Origin of the sequence: Chryseobacterium edaphi (assembly GCF_025628985.1) — a bacterium.
Lineage (GTDB): Bacteria > Bacteroidota > Bacteroidia > Flavobacteriales > Weeksellaceae > Chryseobacterium > Chryseobacterium edaphi.
The window spans coordinates 151,636-168,204 of the sequence record NZ_JAOTEM010000005.1; the positions used below are offsets into that span (position 1 = coordinate 151,636).

The following is a 16,569-nucleotide window of genomic DNA, read 5'->3' on the forward strand; positions in this document are numbered from 1 at the left end:
AAGTAATTAGACAGCGCTGAAAAATTACCGATTACCTATTACTCATTACCCATCAATCATGGAAGAAGTAATCGTAAAACCCATTATCGCAAAAGAATTGCTGGAATCTCTTCAGACGAAAATTGAAGAAGAGAAACAGGTGATCGTGCATTGCTGTTTTCCGGCATCGCCGTTTTTGGGAAATCTCATCAGAATCTGGAATACGACTTACCTTTTAGACAACACTTCAAGCCACAAAAGTAAATTGATTCATGCGGAAAATATTACCATTTATCCAAATTGGACGGCGGTTCCTTTTATGAGAGATTTTTGGTTTACTTTAATCTTTTCAGGTCTTCCAAAAGATTGTACAAGCTTTGATTTTAAAGAAATCATTCCTGAAGAAGGAGGATTTTTTGTGAAATCAATTAAAAGAAACGGATCAGATATTTACAGAATTAAAATCTCAGAAGATTAATGAAAAAGCACCTATTATTTTTACTATTACTGTTTCCGGTTTTCATGTTTTCTCAGAAAAATAAACAACAGTCTAGAGAAATTCAGGAAATCAAAAAGTTTCAGTCAGATTTAAATAGAGAATATTTAGATCCCAAAGAAACACCTTTGAGAGAAGATAATTTTACCAAATTCAAACAACATCCGTTCTTTCCTATTGATTTAAAATACAGAGTTACTGCCAATTTTATTAAAACTGAAAATCCACAACCTTTTGATTTGCCGACATCTTCAGGAAAAACAAAATCACATCAGGAATTTGGGAAAGCAACTTTTACTTTAGATGGAAAACCGTATACTTTAACGATTTACCAAAGTTTAGATTTAATGAAAAAAGAAGAATATAAAGACTATCTATTTCTTCCTTTTCGAGATGAAACCAACAAAAAAGAAACTTACGGCGGTGGAAAATATATGGATCTGAAAATTCCAACAGGAAACACCATTGTTTTGGATTTTAACCAATCGTATCAACCTTTCTGCGCCTACAATGCTTACGATTACAATTGTCCGATTGTTCCTGAAGAAAACAAACTGCCTGTAGAAATACGAGCAGGAGTAATGTACGAAGATATTTATCATCATTAAATATGACCGAGTTAAAATTTTATCAGCCTGAAAATTTATCAGAACTTGATTATGTTTTAGATGAAATTCAGTCACAGTTTACAGCTACAGCAAAGCAATCGTTAGAGAAAATTGAGGAAAGAAATCTAAGTGGAGATTTTTTCGCCTATCCAATTACGATTTTTCACGACGAGAAAATAGTCGGATTTTTTGTGTTAGATTTTGGTGAAGATAAATTTGATCTCACAGAAAATCAGGATTCAGTTTTAATTCGTTCATTATCAGTAAACCCAAATTTTCAGGGAAAAGGTGTCGGAAAATCAGCAATGATTGAAGTTGATTATTATATAAAAGAGCATTTCTCAGATTGTAACGAAATTGTTTTAGCTGTAAACGAAAAGAATATATCTGCTTTCCAGCTTTATATTGCGACAGGATATGTGTATGACGGTAAAATGAGAGAAGGCAGAAGCGGATCACAATTTTTGATGTCTAAAAAACTTTAGAATAATTAAATCAAATTTCCAGTTTGGCTTAATACTTTCAGTTTGATTTTAATACTATTGAAACATACACTATGGAAGTATCATTAAAAAATCAGGTCGCCATTATCACCGGTGCATCAAGCGGAATTGGAACAGGAATTGCCAAATCGATTGCCGAAGCTGGAGCAACAGTCATCATCAATCATTCTTCAGAAAAATCTCACGAAAGCGCACAGGAAGTCTTAAAGGAAATCACCGAAGCAGGAGGAAGCGGAATCACTTATCAATGTGATGTTTCCAAGGAAGATGAGGTTGTCAAAATGTTCCAAGATGTCATTGCAAAATTTGGAACAGTCGATATTCTGGTCAACAATGCCGGAATTCAAAAAGATGCAAAGTTTACGGAAATGACTTTAGATGACTGGAATACAGTAATGGGAGTCAATCTTACCGGACAATTTCTCTGCTCAAGAGAAGCCATCAAAGAATTTCTAAGACGCGGAATCGATACTTCACGTTCTGTCGCTTGCGGGAAAATCATTCATATCAGTTCGGTTCACGAAATTATTCCTTGGGCGGGTCATGCCAATTATGCAGCAAGTAAAGGAGCTATCAAAATGCTGATGCAGACTTTGGCGCAGGAGTTTGGCGCAGATAAAATCCGGGTGAATTCTATAGGACCAGGAGCTATTCAAACTCCGATCAATAAAGAAGCCTGGGAAACAAAAGATGCATTAAACTCTTTGCTCGATCTCATTCCTTATAACAGAATCGGACAGCCAAAAGATATCGGAAATTTGGCAGCTTTTTTAGCAAGTGATCTTGCGGATTATATTTCCGGAGCGAGTATTTTCGTTGACGGCGGAATGACCAGTCTGGAAAGTTTCTCTTCGGGAGGATAAGAAAAGTCAATTGTCAGAAGTGAATTTACTTTGTTTGTCAATTTTTTATTCAAAGCAATTTATCTCAAAGCAAAATCGATCTTATTATTTATTTAATTTTGAAAATTAACCGTTGACTTGCAAAGCAAAATTGACTATTCACTATAATCATCAATAAATTATGAAGGAAAAGGAAAGGATTTCAGATGTTTCCTGGAAAAAATGGGGACCTTACGTAAGCAACCGCGAGTGGGGATTGGTGCGTGAAGATTACAGTGCAGACGGAGATGCCTGGAACTACACCAATCATGATACGGCTGAAGCAAAAACGTACAGATGGGGAGAGGAAGCAATATGTGGAATTTGTGATGATCTACAGAAACTGGTTTTCTCAGTCGGTTTTTGGAATAAAAAAGATAAAATGGTGAAAGAACGTTTCTTTGGTCTGTCAAACGGACAGGGAAACCACGGCGAAGATGTTAAAGAATATTTTTATTACCTCGATTCTACTCCGACCCATTCTTACATGAAGATGTTGTACAAATATCCTCAAAATGCTTTTCCATACGATGATTTAGTAAAAACCAACTCAGAAAGAAGCAAAGAAGAACCGGAGTATGAGCTGATCGACACCGGAATTTTTGATCAGAATGAATACTTCGATATTTTCATTGAATATGCAAAGGAAAGTCAGAATGATATTTTAGTAAAATTGACGATTATCAACAAATCTGAAAATCAGGCTTCATTGATCATACTACCGACAATCTGGTTTAGAAATACATGGAATTGGGGTTATGATAATTACAAACCGCATTTGAGTTCGGAAGAATCGACAAATATAAAAGTCAGCTATAAAGATGTAGAAATTAAAAATCTATATGCGAAAAATTCTTTAAACGCTTTATTCTGCGAAAATGAAACCAATAATGAAAGGCTTCATCAATCTCCAAATCAAGCAAAATACTGTAAAGACGGTATTAACGATTTTATCATCAATGGAAATGCATCATCGGTCAATCCTCAAGATATTGGGACAAAAGCGTCTTTTTTAATTGATGAAAATTTTAATGCCAAAGAAATAAAAACTTTTGAATTCAGGCTTTCTGACAAAGATTTAATTAATCCATTTGGAAATTTTGATGAAATATTTGATTCAAGAAAAATAGAAGCAGATGAATTTTATGCAGATGTTCAGGACGGAATTGAAACGGATGATGAAAAATTGGTTCAGAGGCAGGCTTTTGCAGGAATGCTTTGGAATAAAATGTATTATCATTATAATGTCGATAAATGGTTAAAAGGAGATCCTGCTCAACCGAAACCTCCAAAATCCAGAGAAAACATCCGAAATTTTGACTGGAAGCAACTCAACAACGAGCACATTATTTCTATGCCCGACAAGTGGGAATATCCTTGGTATGCAACGTGGGATTTAGCCTTTCATACGATTAGTTTTTCGCTCATCGATCCTGATTTTGCTAAATATCAGCTTAAACTTTTCCTTTTTGAATGGTATATGCATCCCAACGGACAGCTTCCGGCGTATGAATGGAACTTAAGTGATGTGAATCCGCCGGTTCATGCATGGGCTGTTTTCAGAGTATTTAAAATCGATGAATATCTCAAAGGTAAAACTGATCTGGAATTTCTTGAAAGTGCTTTTCAAAAGCTTTTGATGAATTTCACATGGTGGGTCAACAAAAAAGACAATAACGGAAACAATATTTTTGAAGGCGGATTTCTGGGACTTGACAACATCGGGGTTTTCGACCGAAATACCAAACTTCCGAATGGCGAACATCTCGAACAGTCAGACGGAACGAGCTGGATGGCAATGTTTGCGCTTAATATGATGAGGATTGCTTTAGAACTCGCTCAATATAACAGAGTTTATGAAGAGATGGCCACTAAATTTTTTGAACATTTTCTTTACATTGCTAATGCTTTGGATAATATGGGGGAAGAACATTTCAGCCTTTGGGACGAGGAAGATGAGTTTTTCTATGATGCAATTTCTTCGGGCGATGGTGAAAATAAATTTTTAAAACTGAGAACGATCGTAGGATTGATTCCGATGTTTGCTGTTGAGGTGATTGACGATGAAATGATAGAAAAACTTCCCAATTTTAAAAGCAGAATGAAATGGATTTTAGAAAATAAACCTGAACTTGCCGCCTTGGTTTCGCATTGGGAAGTAAAAGGTGAAGATTCAAAACATTTGCTTTCTCTTCTGCGTGGACACCGTTTAAAAAGATTGTTGAGCAGAATGCTTAATCCAGATGAATTTTTGAGTGACTATGGTGTTCGTGCCTTATCAAAAGAATATGAAGATAATCCTTACGAATTAAATTTAAACGGAACCGATTACTCGGTAAAATATACTCCTGCAGAAAGTGACAGCGCACTTTTCGGAGGAAACAGCAATTGGAGAGGTCCAGTTTGGTTTCCTGTTAATTTTTTAATTATTGAAAGCCTGCAGCGTTTTTTCTTTTATTACAGTCCCGATTTTATGGTTGAATATCCTACAGGAAGCGGAAATTATTCAAACTTAGATCAAATTGCAGATGCTTTAGGTAAAAGACTGTCTCAATTATTTTTGAAAGATGAAAATGGAAACCGACCTTTTAACGGACAATATCCAAGATTTCAGACAGATCCTGATTTTAAAGATTACATTTTGTTTTATGAATATTTTCACGGCGACAACGGTCGTGGAGTAGGATCTTCCCACCAAACAGGATGGACTGGTTTGATCGCGAAAATTCTTCAGCCAAGATTTACAAAAAAAGAAATCGCAAAAGCTGAAACTGAAATGCCGAAAGATTGCTGATTTTTAAGATTTATTCAAAAATCTGTTGAATGATTTCTAAAGAATTCGGAGTTTTAAAATCTGAAATATGGTAATGATAATACACCAGAATACTGTCCATAAAACTTTTCCTTTTGGATGAATGGATTTTTATTTCGTATGGATCTGAAGATGAAATGATCTTTTTCCAGAACAAAGAAATTTCTTCATCAAAAAGCAAATGAGTAGAAAAAGGGGCAAAAGTTCCGGTTTCAGGATCGAGAAAATTTCCTTCGCCTAAAAGTGGTGCAACGCCCTGAATTTTTAAAATTTTAATTAAAAAGATAAGGTGTGACTGATAATTTTTATCGTTGAGTTGATCTATAAACTCATCAATTACATAAAAAAAGATCGGATTTTTATTTTCATTTTTCAAAATTTGATTAAGAAAATCTGAAATAAAAAATACAACAGTATTGGCTTTTATATCGGTATAAACATCATGCAGATTCAGTATTTCAAGATTCGAAATAGTCTGCATACTACCTGTTTTACCAATCCGAACCGAAAAATTTAATTTGTTTAAAGGCAGGAGAAAGGCTTTCTTCTTATTCTTTTTGGTGTAAATACCTTTTAGAAAATAAGTCTGAAAGCCTTCCTCTTCGGTAAAACAATGCAGAATTGCATCATTTTCACCATATTTTATAAACGAAAGTAAGAAACCGTTTTGGGAATTCATTAATTGACAACAGCTATTTTTGCAGTTGCTTTATCGCTTGCATCTTCGTTGGTCATCAGTACAAAATAAATTCCTGATGCCACTCTTGTTCCTTTCTGATTATTAAGATCCCATTCGTAATATCCTGTTCTGGCAACGGCAGAATGTACAATGTTTCCTGCAACATCGGTAATTCTGATATTGGTTTTCTCTGCCAATCCTTTGATGGTTACTTTACCTTTAAACTGCGCATAAACTACAGGATTGGGATATACCAAAACGTTTCCGAAATTCGAGGTTACATCTGCAACATCACCTTGGTAAGTGACAATTCCATCATAAGTAACAAAATATACTTTTCCTGTTTTTTTATCAACTTTAATATCTGTAACCGTATTTGTAGGAAGTGGTGAATTTTCTTTTGTAAAATGTTGAATCGTTCTCTCGCCTGTAGCAGAAAGATAATAAACTCCACCACCATCGATAGACACCCATTTTTGATCTCCCGCATCAACTTCTATCTGTAAAACCTGAGAATCTCTGAATAATTCTTCGGGTATATTTCCTTGTTCAATCACAATAGGTTCTAACTGAGGATCGTTGTTAATCTCCGCAGCTGCATTTGGTAGAATTCTAAGTCCTCCATACGTTCCTATCCAAGCATCATTCGATTTATCAAAAGCAACCGCCAAGCTTCCGCTTGGTAAACCGTTACTTTCAGAGAGTACAGTGAAGGTATCGTCACTGAGACTCTGCGTTTTTTTGGTATCATACACTAAAAAATCTATAGATCTTGGAAGTGGAGTCCAGAATTTATTATCATGATATATTGGTTGTTGTATACCATTACTGATAATTCCGAGTGCGTATTTCATCAAAAAATTATCACTAGCGCGATCATAGTAAGCAAATCCCGGAGTGGCAGAATCGGTACCTGCAAATGCCAAGCTTGCGAAAAGATTGTTCTGATCATCATATGCAAAACCTACAGGTCTGTTCATGTAAGGATTCGCAGCATCCAATTCATATCTTTTAACAAAATCAAAATCCTTTGAGCTTGAATTGTATTTCATTTTATAAACACCAAATCCCGGAGCAGTATTATAGTTGGTGAAAAAAACTTCAGAAAGATTATTGGGATCTGCGACGGCATCTAAAACATTAAATATTGTAGAACTACCAACAAAATAAGAAGGGTAGACCCATTCGGTTCCTGTGAAATAGTAAAAGCCTGGATTTTTTGGGTTATTAAATCCTTCATTAAAGTTATTGACTCTTGATCCCGTAGAAACTAAAAGCTGATTTTCATTAAAAATCCTCATTTTGTAAGCATAATTAAAATAAGGTCCATCAGGTTTATAAGCAATATTGTCTTCACTTTTTAAACCTGATAAAATAGTTCCGAGATAAATTTTCGAACCTACTTTTGTTGCCGTGTTGCAAGCTTCTCCTACAGTTACAGAACCTGCAAAAGTTCCGTTTGTATTGTAGCTGTAGATTCTTGCAGCATCGGTTATTACGATATTATCAGCATTTACAACAACATCATTTACGTTACCAAAAACCTGTGATAAAGCAGTGGAAGTTCCATTGTTATAAATATAAGTTGTCGTTGGTGAAGCAAATGATACGACAGTTTCAGAATCAATTTGGGTAAAATTACCTGGCAATTCAGTAGTCCACGTAGAAAATACGGGAAAGGTTGTATTTAATGCGTGAGTTTTTAATCCGGTATTGGTTACAGAAAAAACTTTATTATCTTTTATCGTAGCTTCATTACTCGCCTGATAAACTCCACCGGAAACGAAAAATGCAGAATCACCAAATTCCTTCTTTTTCAAATCAAAAATAGAAACTCCATAACCTACGGAAACTACAGCCTTGTCTCCGCTTATCGAAATGTGGTTGATTTTCTTGCTTCCATTATATCCCACTGCAATAGGAATATCAACAACATAGGTAATTCCCTGCGGAGTAATCACATCTAAAGCTCCGTTTTGATAACCAACTAAGCCAATTTTTGTCTGAGGATTGTAATCAAAAGCAGCGATTTTTACCTCATGAAGCCCATTAGCTTTCGAGAGTTTTGTAATTTCTCCTGTTGAAACAGTATAATAAAAAATTCCGTTTTCTGTAGCGGCTACGACTTTTCCGTTATCTTCTTTCACTGCAAGAACATTGTTGTATGAAAATAAATCTGCCCATTTTTTAGAAGAAATATTCTGCGCACTTACAAATTGTACGGATGCTAAAATACCAAGAGAAATTAAAAGTTTTTTCATATTATGCTATTATACTGCTGTCAATTGCCTGATTATTCCAGGAGATATTTTGTACATTTTTATTAGAATCAAAAAAGAAATCTATTCTGCCTAAAAGCAAACCTGCCCAACCAACTTGATTGACCAATACATTTTTTCCTTGTCTGTTTTTATACGTTTCAGGTGCAGGTAAAAATGTGTGGGTATGACCGCCTAAAATTAAGTCAATATTTTCTGTTTTTGAAGCTAAAATTTTATCGCTTATTTTTTCGGGTTCGTCTTTATAGTCGTAGCCAATGTGAGAAAGACAGATGACCAAATCACATTTCTGCTCGTTTTTCAGAAAATTGGAATAATGTTGAGCAACATCAATCGGGTCTGACCAAATCGTTTCTCCATATTGTTTTTTTCCAACCAATCCGTCAAGCTGAATCCCGACACCGAAAATTCCGACTTTGATTCCGTTTTTATTGAAAATTTTATACTGCGAAGTTTTTCCGTCTAAAACAGTATTTTTAAAATCATAATTCGAACAGATAAAAGGAAATTTCGCATTAGGCAAAACCTTTAAAAATCCATCTAATCCATTATCGAAATCGTGATTTCCCATTGTTGAAGCGTCGTATTTCATCATCGACATCAGTTTAAATTCCAGTTCGCCTCCGAAAAAATTGAAATACGGTGTTCCCTGAAAAATATCTCCGGAATCGAGCAACAAAAGATTGTTTTCTGCACTTCTGATTTTCTGGATCAAACTTGCTCTTCTCGCAAAACCGCCCTGATTGGGATTTCTGGTGTAGCTTTCATCAAAAGGTTCAATTCTGCTATGCTGATCGTTGGTATGGAGAATGGTCAATTTGCTGGCAGATTTGATTGAATTTAAATTCAATTCTTCCGCCATCATCAGATTTGGAGCTAAAGTCATTGCTAAAGTTCCTCCTGTTATTGTTTTTAAAAAGCCTTTTCTATCCATTACTTTTTCCCGATAAAATTTAAACGAACATCTTCTTTAGGATTGATTTCCTGATTGTTTTTAAAATATTCAATAAACAAATCTCTTAATTTAATTCCTGTCGAAATAGATTCTCCTTTAGCGAAAAACTTCATATTATCACCACCCAAAGCCAAATAATCGGAAGTTGCAATGTAATAATCCTGCGAAGGATTTACCGGTTGTCCGTTGATTAATGTTTTGGATAACTGTCCGTTATTTGTTTCAATATATAAATGAGAAACAGGATTGTTGACCTGATTTTTTGCGTAATAATCAAAAAGTCCCTGCAAATCTGCTCCTTTCATTTTTACAATAATGACTTCATTTTCGAAAGGCATTACTTCAAAAACGTTTTTCAGAAGAATGTTTCCTTTTCCAATTGTCGTTCTTATTCCACCGATGTTGATCAAAGCGGCGTCTACATTTTTTTTAAGATTGATTTTCGCCCATTCATTGGCTCCGTCAAATGTATAATCTGCTAAAAGATTCCCCAAATTGCTGTTATCACCCTGTTTGGTAAGATCTACATTGGTGTGAGAGATTTTCTGATTCATCTCTTTATCCAATTTTTCTTTGTAAGGATTGATCACTTTTACAAATTCCTCATCATTTTTCAGTTCATTATTAATGGAAATATTCTTTTGAGTCTGCACATTGGCAACCTGTAACGATGTCGTTTTGCAGGCAGTGAGCGAGATCAAAGCAATTCCTAATAATAAGAATCTATTTTTCATATGTTGTAATCATTTATTTTAAAGGTCATATAAAATCACTTTCTGATAGTCGATGTGATTTCATAATTTCTTTTAGTATATGCAAATATAATTATATGTATAATAAAACATTATTAATTATGATAAATTCTTGGTCTAATTTATTAAATTTGGAAAAAATATTTCTAACAGATGAGCATTTTAAAAGGAGTAGGTGTTGCTTTGGTAACGCCCTTTAATGAAGATTTATCCGTAGATTTCGAAAGTTTAACAAAACTTGTTGAGTACAACATCGAAAACGGAACCAATTATTTTGTGGTATTGGGAACTACAGCGGAAGCTGCTACACTTTCTTCAGACGAGAAGAAACAGGTAGTTGAGCACATCATTAAGGTTAATAATAAACGTCTTCCATTAGTTTTAGGAATTGGCGGAAACAATACTCTTGAAGTCAAACAGCAGATCGAAGAAGCTGATTTATCTGATTTTGAAGCAGTTTTATCTGTATCTCCATATTATAATAAACCCAATCAGGAAGGGCTTTATCAGCATTATAAGGCTTTAGCTTCTACCGGAAAAAATATTATTATTTACAATGTTCCTTCAAGAACAGGACAGAATGTTGAAGCAGAAACGACTTTGCGTTTGGCAAATGAATTCCCGAATTTATTCTTGATTAAAGAAGCTTCACCAAACATTTTACAATATTTCGATATTTTGAGAAAAAAACCTGAAGGTTTCAATTTGGTTTCTGGAGATGATGAATTTACACTTCCTGTAACTTTAGCGGGTGGAGCAGGAGTGATTTCTGTTATCGGACAAGGTTATCCGAAAGAATTTTCTACAATGGTTCAGCTGGCTTTTGATAAAAAAGTGGATGAAGCATATGAAATTCACAACAAAATGGTTGAAATCACAAGATTGATTTTTGCAGAGGGAAATCCTTGCGGAATTAAGGTTGTCTTGGCTGAAAAAGGATTGATCAAAAACTATCTGAGACTTCCATTGGTTCCTGCATCAGAAGGACTTTATGCGAAGATAAAAGCTGAGATGGCGAAAATTTAGAAGAAAATAATTTTAATGGGATAATGATTAACCTTCAGTTTGTCATGCTGGAAGCATCTCTACAAACTTATTTAGATTCTTACGGAATGACAAACTTTGTATTAATTAAAATATAAAAATGTACTAAAAAAGTGAAAGGCTCAATGCTTTTCACTTTTTTAGTATTATTTAAAATTTACAGTAAAGTTAAGCATCAAGTATTATGAAAATAATCAAAGCAACAGAAAAACACATTTCTTTAATAAAAGATTTAGCAAAAAGGTCATGGGAAAACGCTTATGCCGATATTCTTTCCCGGGAACAGATGAAATATATGTTGGATACGATGTACTCAGAAGCAGAAATTTCAGAACATTTAAAAAATCCGAATTATCATTATTATCTTGTTTTTGATGAAGATTTAGATATATTTGATGGATTTTTAGGCTACGAAAATCATTATGAAGAAAGCACAACAAAACTTCATCGGATTTATTTGGTTCCTGAAAGCAAAGGAAAAGGTTTAGGCAAAAAAACTTTGGAATTTTTAAATGTAAAAGTGAAAGAATGTGGGGATAACAGAATTATTTTAAACGTTAACAAATACAATTCTGCAAAGAACTTCTACGAATCTCAAGGTTATCAAATTTATGATGAAGGCGTTTTCGATATTGGAAAAGGTTTTGTAATGGATGATTATTTGATGGAGAAAAAATTGTAAAATATTTTTGTAAACAGTTAGTTTGTCATGCTGGAAGCATTTCTACAAAATGATTTAGATTCCTTCAGAAATTTAAGGTTCGACAAAGTCAATGATAAAAATGATGTTGATTTTATAAAAAAATTACGAAATCTTACTCCACTTATTTTTTCCTTTATAATACTGCAGATAATAATTTTTAATAATCTGATGATCTGGTCTTGAAAGCAAAGGATCGGCTTCAAGAATCTTTTCAACCATATTTTTGGTATTTTTAATGATTGCAGAGTCATTCACCAAATCCAATCTTTTGAAATCGACAACGCCACTTTGCTGAGTTCCCAGAATATCACCGGGACCACGCAACTGCATATCAACTTCAGAAATTTTAAAGCCATCATTGGTTTCTGTCATGGTTTTAATTCTTGTTCGGCTTTCTGTCGATAATTTATCAGAAGTCATCAAAATGCAATAACTCTGTTCCGCGCCTCTTCCGACACGACCCCGCAACTGATGGAGTTGTGATAAACCAAATCTTTCAGCGCTTTCAATCACCATTACCGATGCATTTGGAACATTTACACCAACTTCAATTACCGTTGTTGCCACCATGATTTCTGCTTTTCCTAAAGCAAAATAATTCATGGCGATGTCTTTTTCGTCAGGTTTCATTCGTCCGTGAAGCATTGCGACGTTGTAATCTGAAAAAGATTGCATGACGTGTTCTAAACCTTCCATCAAATTTTTATAATCTAATGTTTCAGATTCTTCAATTAACGGATAAACAAAATAAATTTGCCGACCTTTTCTAATCTCATCACGACAGAAATTATAAACAAAAGTTCTGTCTTTTTCTCTACGGTGAGCCGTGATAATCGGTTTTCTACCAACTGGCATTTCGTCAATTACAGAAACATCAAGATCAGAGTAAAAACTCATTGCCAAAGTCCTTGGAATTGGCGTTGCGGTCATCACCAAAATATGAGGTGGAATTCTATTTTTCGCCCAAAGTTTTGCTCTTTGTGCCACTCCAAATCGGTGTTGTTCGTCGATAATTGCTAATCCGAGGTTTTTAAATTTAACTTTATCTTCCAAAACAGCATGAGTTCCTACTAAGATTGAAAGTTCACCGTTTTCCAGTTCTTCATGTATGATTTTACGGGCAGAAGCTTTTACTGAACCTGTGAGGATATTGACTTTGATATGGGTATCTTTCAGTAAATCTTTAATTCCATTGTAATGTTGTTGGGCGAGAATTTCGGTCGGAGCCATCAAACAACTTTGAAAACCGTTGTCTAGTGCAAGAAGCATCGTCAAAAGTGCAACCATCGTTTTTCCTGAACCCACATCACCCTGCAAAAGCCGGTTCATTTGAATGGGCTTTTTCATGTCAAGACGAATTTCTTTTAAAACCCGTTTTTGAGCATTAGTCAATTCAAATGGAAGATGGTTCTCGTAAAAATCTGTAAAATAGTCACCGACAATCGGAAACGGATTTCCATACGATTTTGTTTTGTGATGAGCCTTTTTTAAGCCAAAACCTAGTTGGAAAAAGAAAGATTCTTCAAATTTTAATCTGAAATCAGCCTTCTCAAAATATTCTAAGTTTTCAGGAAAATGAATATTCAGGTAAGTCTGTTGTCTGGATAAAAATTTCATCGACTTCATCATGTATTCCGGAAGATTTTCCTGGATGAGATTTGGAATTTCTTTGCAGATATTTCGCAGAATAACCTGAAAAAATTTCTGATTCAAACCTCTTTTGGTCAGTTTTTCCGAACTTGGATAAATGGGTCTTAATCGATTGTCTTTTTCCTTATTTTCATCCAGTTCAATTTCCGGATGCGGCATCGAAAACTGATTATTAAAAGCATTGATTTTACCGAAAATAAAAACTTCACGATTCACTGGAAGTTGTTCTTTCAGCCATTTTGAATACTGAAACCAAACCAGATCCATACTTCCAGTATCATCATTGAATTTGGCAGTCAGTCTTTTTATTTTTCCGTTGTGAATTTCCTGAACGTTGGAAATTTTGCCTTTTAACTGAATTTCAATATTACTTTCCTGAAGATTTCCGATTTTATACAGTTTATTTTTGTCAATATACCGGATCGGGTAGAAGTGCAGAAGGTCTTCCACAGTATAAATACCCAACACATTTTTGATGAGTTTGGCTCTTTCAGGACCGATTCCTTTGACGAATTCTATGGAAGTTTCTAAAGTCATTTTTGAGGAAATCCCATTTTTTTATAAGAGTAGATTATTCCTAAAATTAGTCCAATAATTCCACCAATATATCCGAAATTATGGATACATCCAACTATAATATAATTTTTAAAATCAATGATGTTTTCAGGAATAAAAGATGAATTAAAATAAGATTTTGGACGGTCTGATAACAAAAAAAATCCGTAGAAAAAACCTAGAATTTCGATTATTAATGTTGTTAATAAGGCTATGTAAATGGATTTTAAAGAAAATTTAAGCATCGTTTTCCAATCTTTATGCCTTAAAGTTAAAATGCCTAAAATAAAACCTAAAAACAAACCAAACCACCACGTTGCCAAGGAACCAACTAAAGAAACGGCTACTCTTGTGCTTAGCTGATTCTGATCAATATTAAACTGGATAAATTTAAATTTTGTATAATATTCTGGAGAAATGATGTAAGTTATCTGATCATGTAGAATACCATAAATTCCCGCTATCAAAGCCGCGAGAATTGAAATTATGATTACTGTGAAAAATTTCTTAATAAGTTCTTTCATAGATGAGTCTACGAATTTCGGGAAAATTTAGAAATAAAAAAAGCTTTCACATTTGAAAGCTTTATGTTTAATCTTTTATATTCGATTTAAATTTTTTCTGAAAATCTTCCCATTCCTGTCGGGTTTTAATTTTTTTAAACAGATCATTTGAAATCAAAGTAAGGTAAGGTTCGAGTTCTTTTGCCGATAATTCACCCTGTAAAATGGTAATCGGAGCTCCATTTTCGTCTAAAAATACCGTACTTGGAACGGCACCAACATTCATAAACTGTGTAAATTCGTGCAGAGAATTTCTTCCTTTTTTATGTGTGGTATTTTCGTTTACAAATTTTCTTCCGAATATTTCGATTTGTTTTTTTTCTTCAGCATTGAATTTTACCGGATAATAATTCTGATTTAAAAACTCTGAAATCACGGGATGTCCATATGTGGATTTATCCATGATTTTGCACGGTCCGCACCAGTCTGCATAGAAATCGATCAGGATTTTTTTTGGCTGCACTTTTTGTGCGTTTAATGCTTCTTCTATGGTCATCCATTTTACCTGAGCAAAATTTAAACTGATAAAGTAAAGGAATAGTATGGTGGAAATCTTTTTCATGATTTAATATTTGTACAGGTTACAGATGCTTATTTTACTTCCTGCATAAGTTTTTTGACCAATGGAGATATCAAAATCAGTACCACTCCTGCAATTACTGCATATAGAGCCAACTGTTTATAGCCTTCTGTATAAGTTATCAACGCATCGTAATTTGTTGCACCTTCTTTTGCTGATACTAAGCCTGCGCCAATGATTCCCGCTACATATTGCCCGTAAGCAGAGGCTAGAAACCACATTCCCATCATCATTCCCTGAAGATTTTTAGTGGAAAGTTTAGTCATAATAGACAATCCGATTGGTGATAGACACAGCTCACCTAATGTAATGACCAGTAATGCTATTGTGAAGAAATTTAATGATGTAATTCCTTGTAAATCTGCAAAGAATCTAGTTGCAAAAAGGACGTAATATCCCAATCCTAAAAATATAAATCCAAGTCCGAATTTGATAATCGTATTGGGCTCACTTTTTCTTTTGCTCAACCAGATCCATAACAAACCGATCAGTGGAGCTAAGAAAATAATGAAAAATGCACCTCCGGAATTATTAACACCATTTGGATCTAAACCGAGTAAATCTTTATTTAAATTTTTAGCTGCGAAAATACTTAGTGATCCGCCACTTTGTTCATAAATTCCCCAAAATAATATTGAAAACAAGATGAAAACCAAGGCTGCCCAAAGTTTTTTGCGTTCAGCAGAAGTCACTTTAGATATTTCATAAAACAAATAAATCAAAGTTAAAGGTCCGACTGTCCACATAAAGTAATCAGTGTATTCCGGAACTGAAACCATTTTCATGATGATTGGAATGAAAATAAGAGACAAGATATAAACTCCGTATTCTTTCCATTTTGCCATCGGAGCAGATTTGACTTCCTGTAATGGATGTCCCGGTTGAAGACCGATTGTTCCTAAGCTTCTTTGGGTAAAAACAAAATTTATTAAACTAATGACCATAACAACTGCAGCCAAACCAAAAGCTACATTCCATCGCATACTTTCTGAAATGATACTTCCAAAAAGTTCACCTTTACCAATTGCAATACACAAATATCCTCCTAAAAGAGCCCCAAGATTAATTCCGGCATAAAAAAGCGAGAATCCTGCATCTGCTCTTGAATCGTTTGGTTTGTAAAGCTGACCGACCATTGAAGAAATGTTTGGTTTAAAAAAACCAGTTCCTACAACGGTAAAAGCAATTCCCAAAAAGAAAAATTGATGCGGATCTGTTGCCAAAATCAAACTTCCGACAATCATTAAAAGCCCACCCCAAAAAAGAGATTTTCTGAAACCTAAAATTTTGTCGGCAAAAAGTCCGCCTACAAATGTAAAAGCGTACACAAAAGCCTGCGTTGCTCCGTATTGAAGGTTGGCTTCTTTTTCATGGAAATTTAGCTGTGAAATCATAAAGAAAACAAGCATTCCGCGCATTCCATAAAAGCAGAAACGTTCCCACATTTCGGAGAAAAAGAGTGACCAGATTTGTTTTGGATATTTTCCTTTAAAATTTTGTATTTCTTCTAATGTTAGGCTCATGATTTTT

The 16,569-nt window shown here is 34.4% G+C and carries 15 protein-coding genes; 7 read left to right on the plus strand and 8 right to left on the minus strand.

Features of this window, described 5'->3' with window-relative positions; all coding sequences use genetic code 11:
• Positions 1–58: 58 nt before the first annotated feature.
• The 5 genes from NZ698_RS17020 (at position 59) to NZ698_RS17040 (ending at position 5,261) form a co-directional block, all read left to right on the plus strand.
• Positions 59–457, plus strand: a complete 399-nt coding sequence (locus NZ698_RS17020; RefSeq protein ID WP_263004412.1) for a hypothetical protein — start codon at positions 59–61, stop codon at positions 455–457.
• Positions 457–1,083 carry a DUF1684 domain-containing protein gene (locus NZ698_RS17025; RefSeq protein WP_263004413.1) on the plus strand — a complete coding sequence of 209 codons (627 nt, stop codon included), beginning with the start codon at positions 457–459 and terminating at the stop codon, positions 1,081–1,083. Before NZ698_RS17020 ends, NZ698_RS17025 begins: the two co-directional genes overlap by 1 nt.
• A 2-nt stretch (positions 1,084–1,085) precedes the next feature.
• Positions 1,086–1,568, plus strand: coding sequence for a GNAT family N-acetyltransferase (locus NZ698_RS17030; protein WP_263004414.1), 483 nt, complete (start codon positions 1,086–1,088; stop codon positions 1,566–1,568).
• A 71-nt stretch (positions 1,569–1,639) separates the two neighbouring features.
• Positions 1,640–2,449 (plus strand): glucose 1-dehydrogenase, encoded by an 810-nt coding sequence (locus tag NZ698_RS17035; protein WP_263004415.1) that lies wholly within the window; start codon positions 1,640–1,642, stop codon positions 2,447–2,449.
• 160 nt (positions 2,450–2,609) lie between these two features.
• Entirely contained in the window at positions 2,610–5,261 is a 2,652-nt protein-coding gene (locus NZ698_RS17040; RefSeq protein WP_263004416.1) for an MGH1-like glycoside hydrolase domain-containing protein, read from the plus strand.
• Positions 5,262–5,271: 10 nt separating this feature from the next.
• Here NZ698_RS17040 and recO read toward each other — a convergent pair whose 3' ends face one another.
• Genes recO through NZ698_RS17060 form a run of 4 tightly spaced genes read right to left on the minus strand, consistent with a single transcriptional unit; the run spans position 5,272 to position 9,926 of the window.
• On the minus strand, positions 5,272–5,958 hold the full coding sequence (gene recO, locus NZ698_RS17045) for a DNA repair protein RecO (RefSeq protein ID WP_263004417.1): 687 nt from the start codon (positions 5,956–5,958) through the stop codon (positions 5,272–5,274).
• Complete coding sequence (gene porZ / locus NZ698_RS17050; RefSeq protein WP_263004419.1) at positions 5,958–8,219, minus strand: type IX secretion system anionic LPS delivery protein PorZ; 2,262 nt, start codon at positions 8,217–8,219, stop codon at positions 5,958–5,960. Before porZ ends, recO begins: the two co-directional genes overlap by 1 nt.
• Before the next feature lies 1 nt (position 8,220).
• Positions 8,221–9,171, minus strand: coding sequence for a bifunctional metallophosphatase/5'-nucleotidase (locus NZ698_RS17055; protein WP_263004421.1), 951 nt, complete (start codon positions 9,169–9,171; stop codon positions 8,221–8,223).
• Positions 9,171–9,926 (minus strand): 5'-nucleotidase C-terminal domain-containing protein, encoded by a 756-nt coding sequence (locus tag NZ698_RS17060; protein WP_263004423.1) that lies wholly within the window; start codon positions 9,924–9,926, stop codon positions 9,171–9,173. Before NZ698_RS17060 ends, NZ698_RS17055 begins: the two co-directional genes overlap by 1 nt.
• Positions 9,927–10,097: 171 nt before the next feature.
• Here NZ698_RS17060 and dapA point away from each other — a divergent pair, with 171 nt between their 5' ends.
• Both dapA and NZ698_RS17070 read left to right on the plus strand, forming a co-directional pair.
• Positions 10,098–10,970 carry a 4-hydroxy-tetrahydrodipicolinate synthase gene (dapA, locus tag NZ698_RS17065; RefSeq protein ID WP_263004425.1) on the plus strand — a complete coding sequence of 291 codons (873 nt, stop codon included), beginning with the start codon at positions 10,098–10,100 and terminating at the stop codon, positions 10,968–10,970.
• Positions 10,971–11,172: 202 nt separating this feature from the next.
• Entirely contained in the window at positions 11,173–11,670 is a 498-nt protein-coding gene (locus tag NZ698_RS17070) for a GNAT family N-acetyltransferase (RefSeq protein WP_263004427.1), read from the plus strand.
• A gap of 123 nt (positions 11,671–11,793) precedes the next feature.
• Here NZ698_RS17070 and recG read toward each other — a convergent pair whose 3' ends face one another.
• The 4 genes from recG to NZ698_RS17090 all read right to left on the minus strand — a co-directional run bounded on the left by recG (position 11,794) and on the right by NZ698_RS17090 (position 16,562).
• Positions 11,794–13,878: an ATP-dependent DNA helicase RecG gene (gene recG, locus NZ698_RS17075; protein WP_263004429.1), complete on the minus strand. Its 2,085-nt coding sequence runs from the start codon at positions 13,876–13,878 to the stop codon at positions 11,794–11,796.
• Complete coding sequence (locus NZ698_RS17080) at positions 13,875–14,420, minus strand: hypothetical protein (RefSeq protein ID WP_263004431.1); 546 nt, start codon at positions 14,418–14,420, stop codon at positions 13,875–13,877. The genes recG and NZ698_RS17080 overlap by 4 nt, the downstream gene beginning before the upstream one ends.
• 67 nt (positions 14,421–14,487) lie before the next feature.
• Positions 14,488–15,021: a thioredoxin family protein gene (locus tag NZ698_RS17085; RefSeq protein WP_263004433.1), complete on the minus strand. Its 534-nt coding sequence runs from the start codon at positions 15,019–15,021 to the stop codon at positions 14,488–14,490.
• A gap of 29 nt (positions 15,022–15,050) precedes the next feature.
• The gene (locus tag NZ698_RS17090; protein WP_263004435.1) at positions 15,051–16,562 is read right to left on the minus strand and encodes a peptide MFS transporter; all 1,512 of its coding nucleotides are present in this window, start codon (positions 16,560–16,562) and stop codon (positions 15,051–15,053) included.
• Positions 16,563–16,569 lie beyond the last annotated feature (7 nt).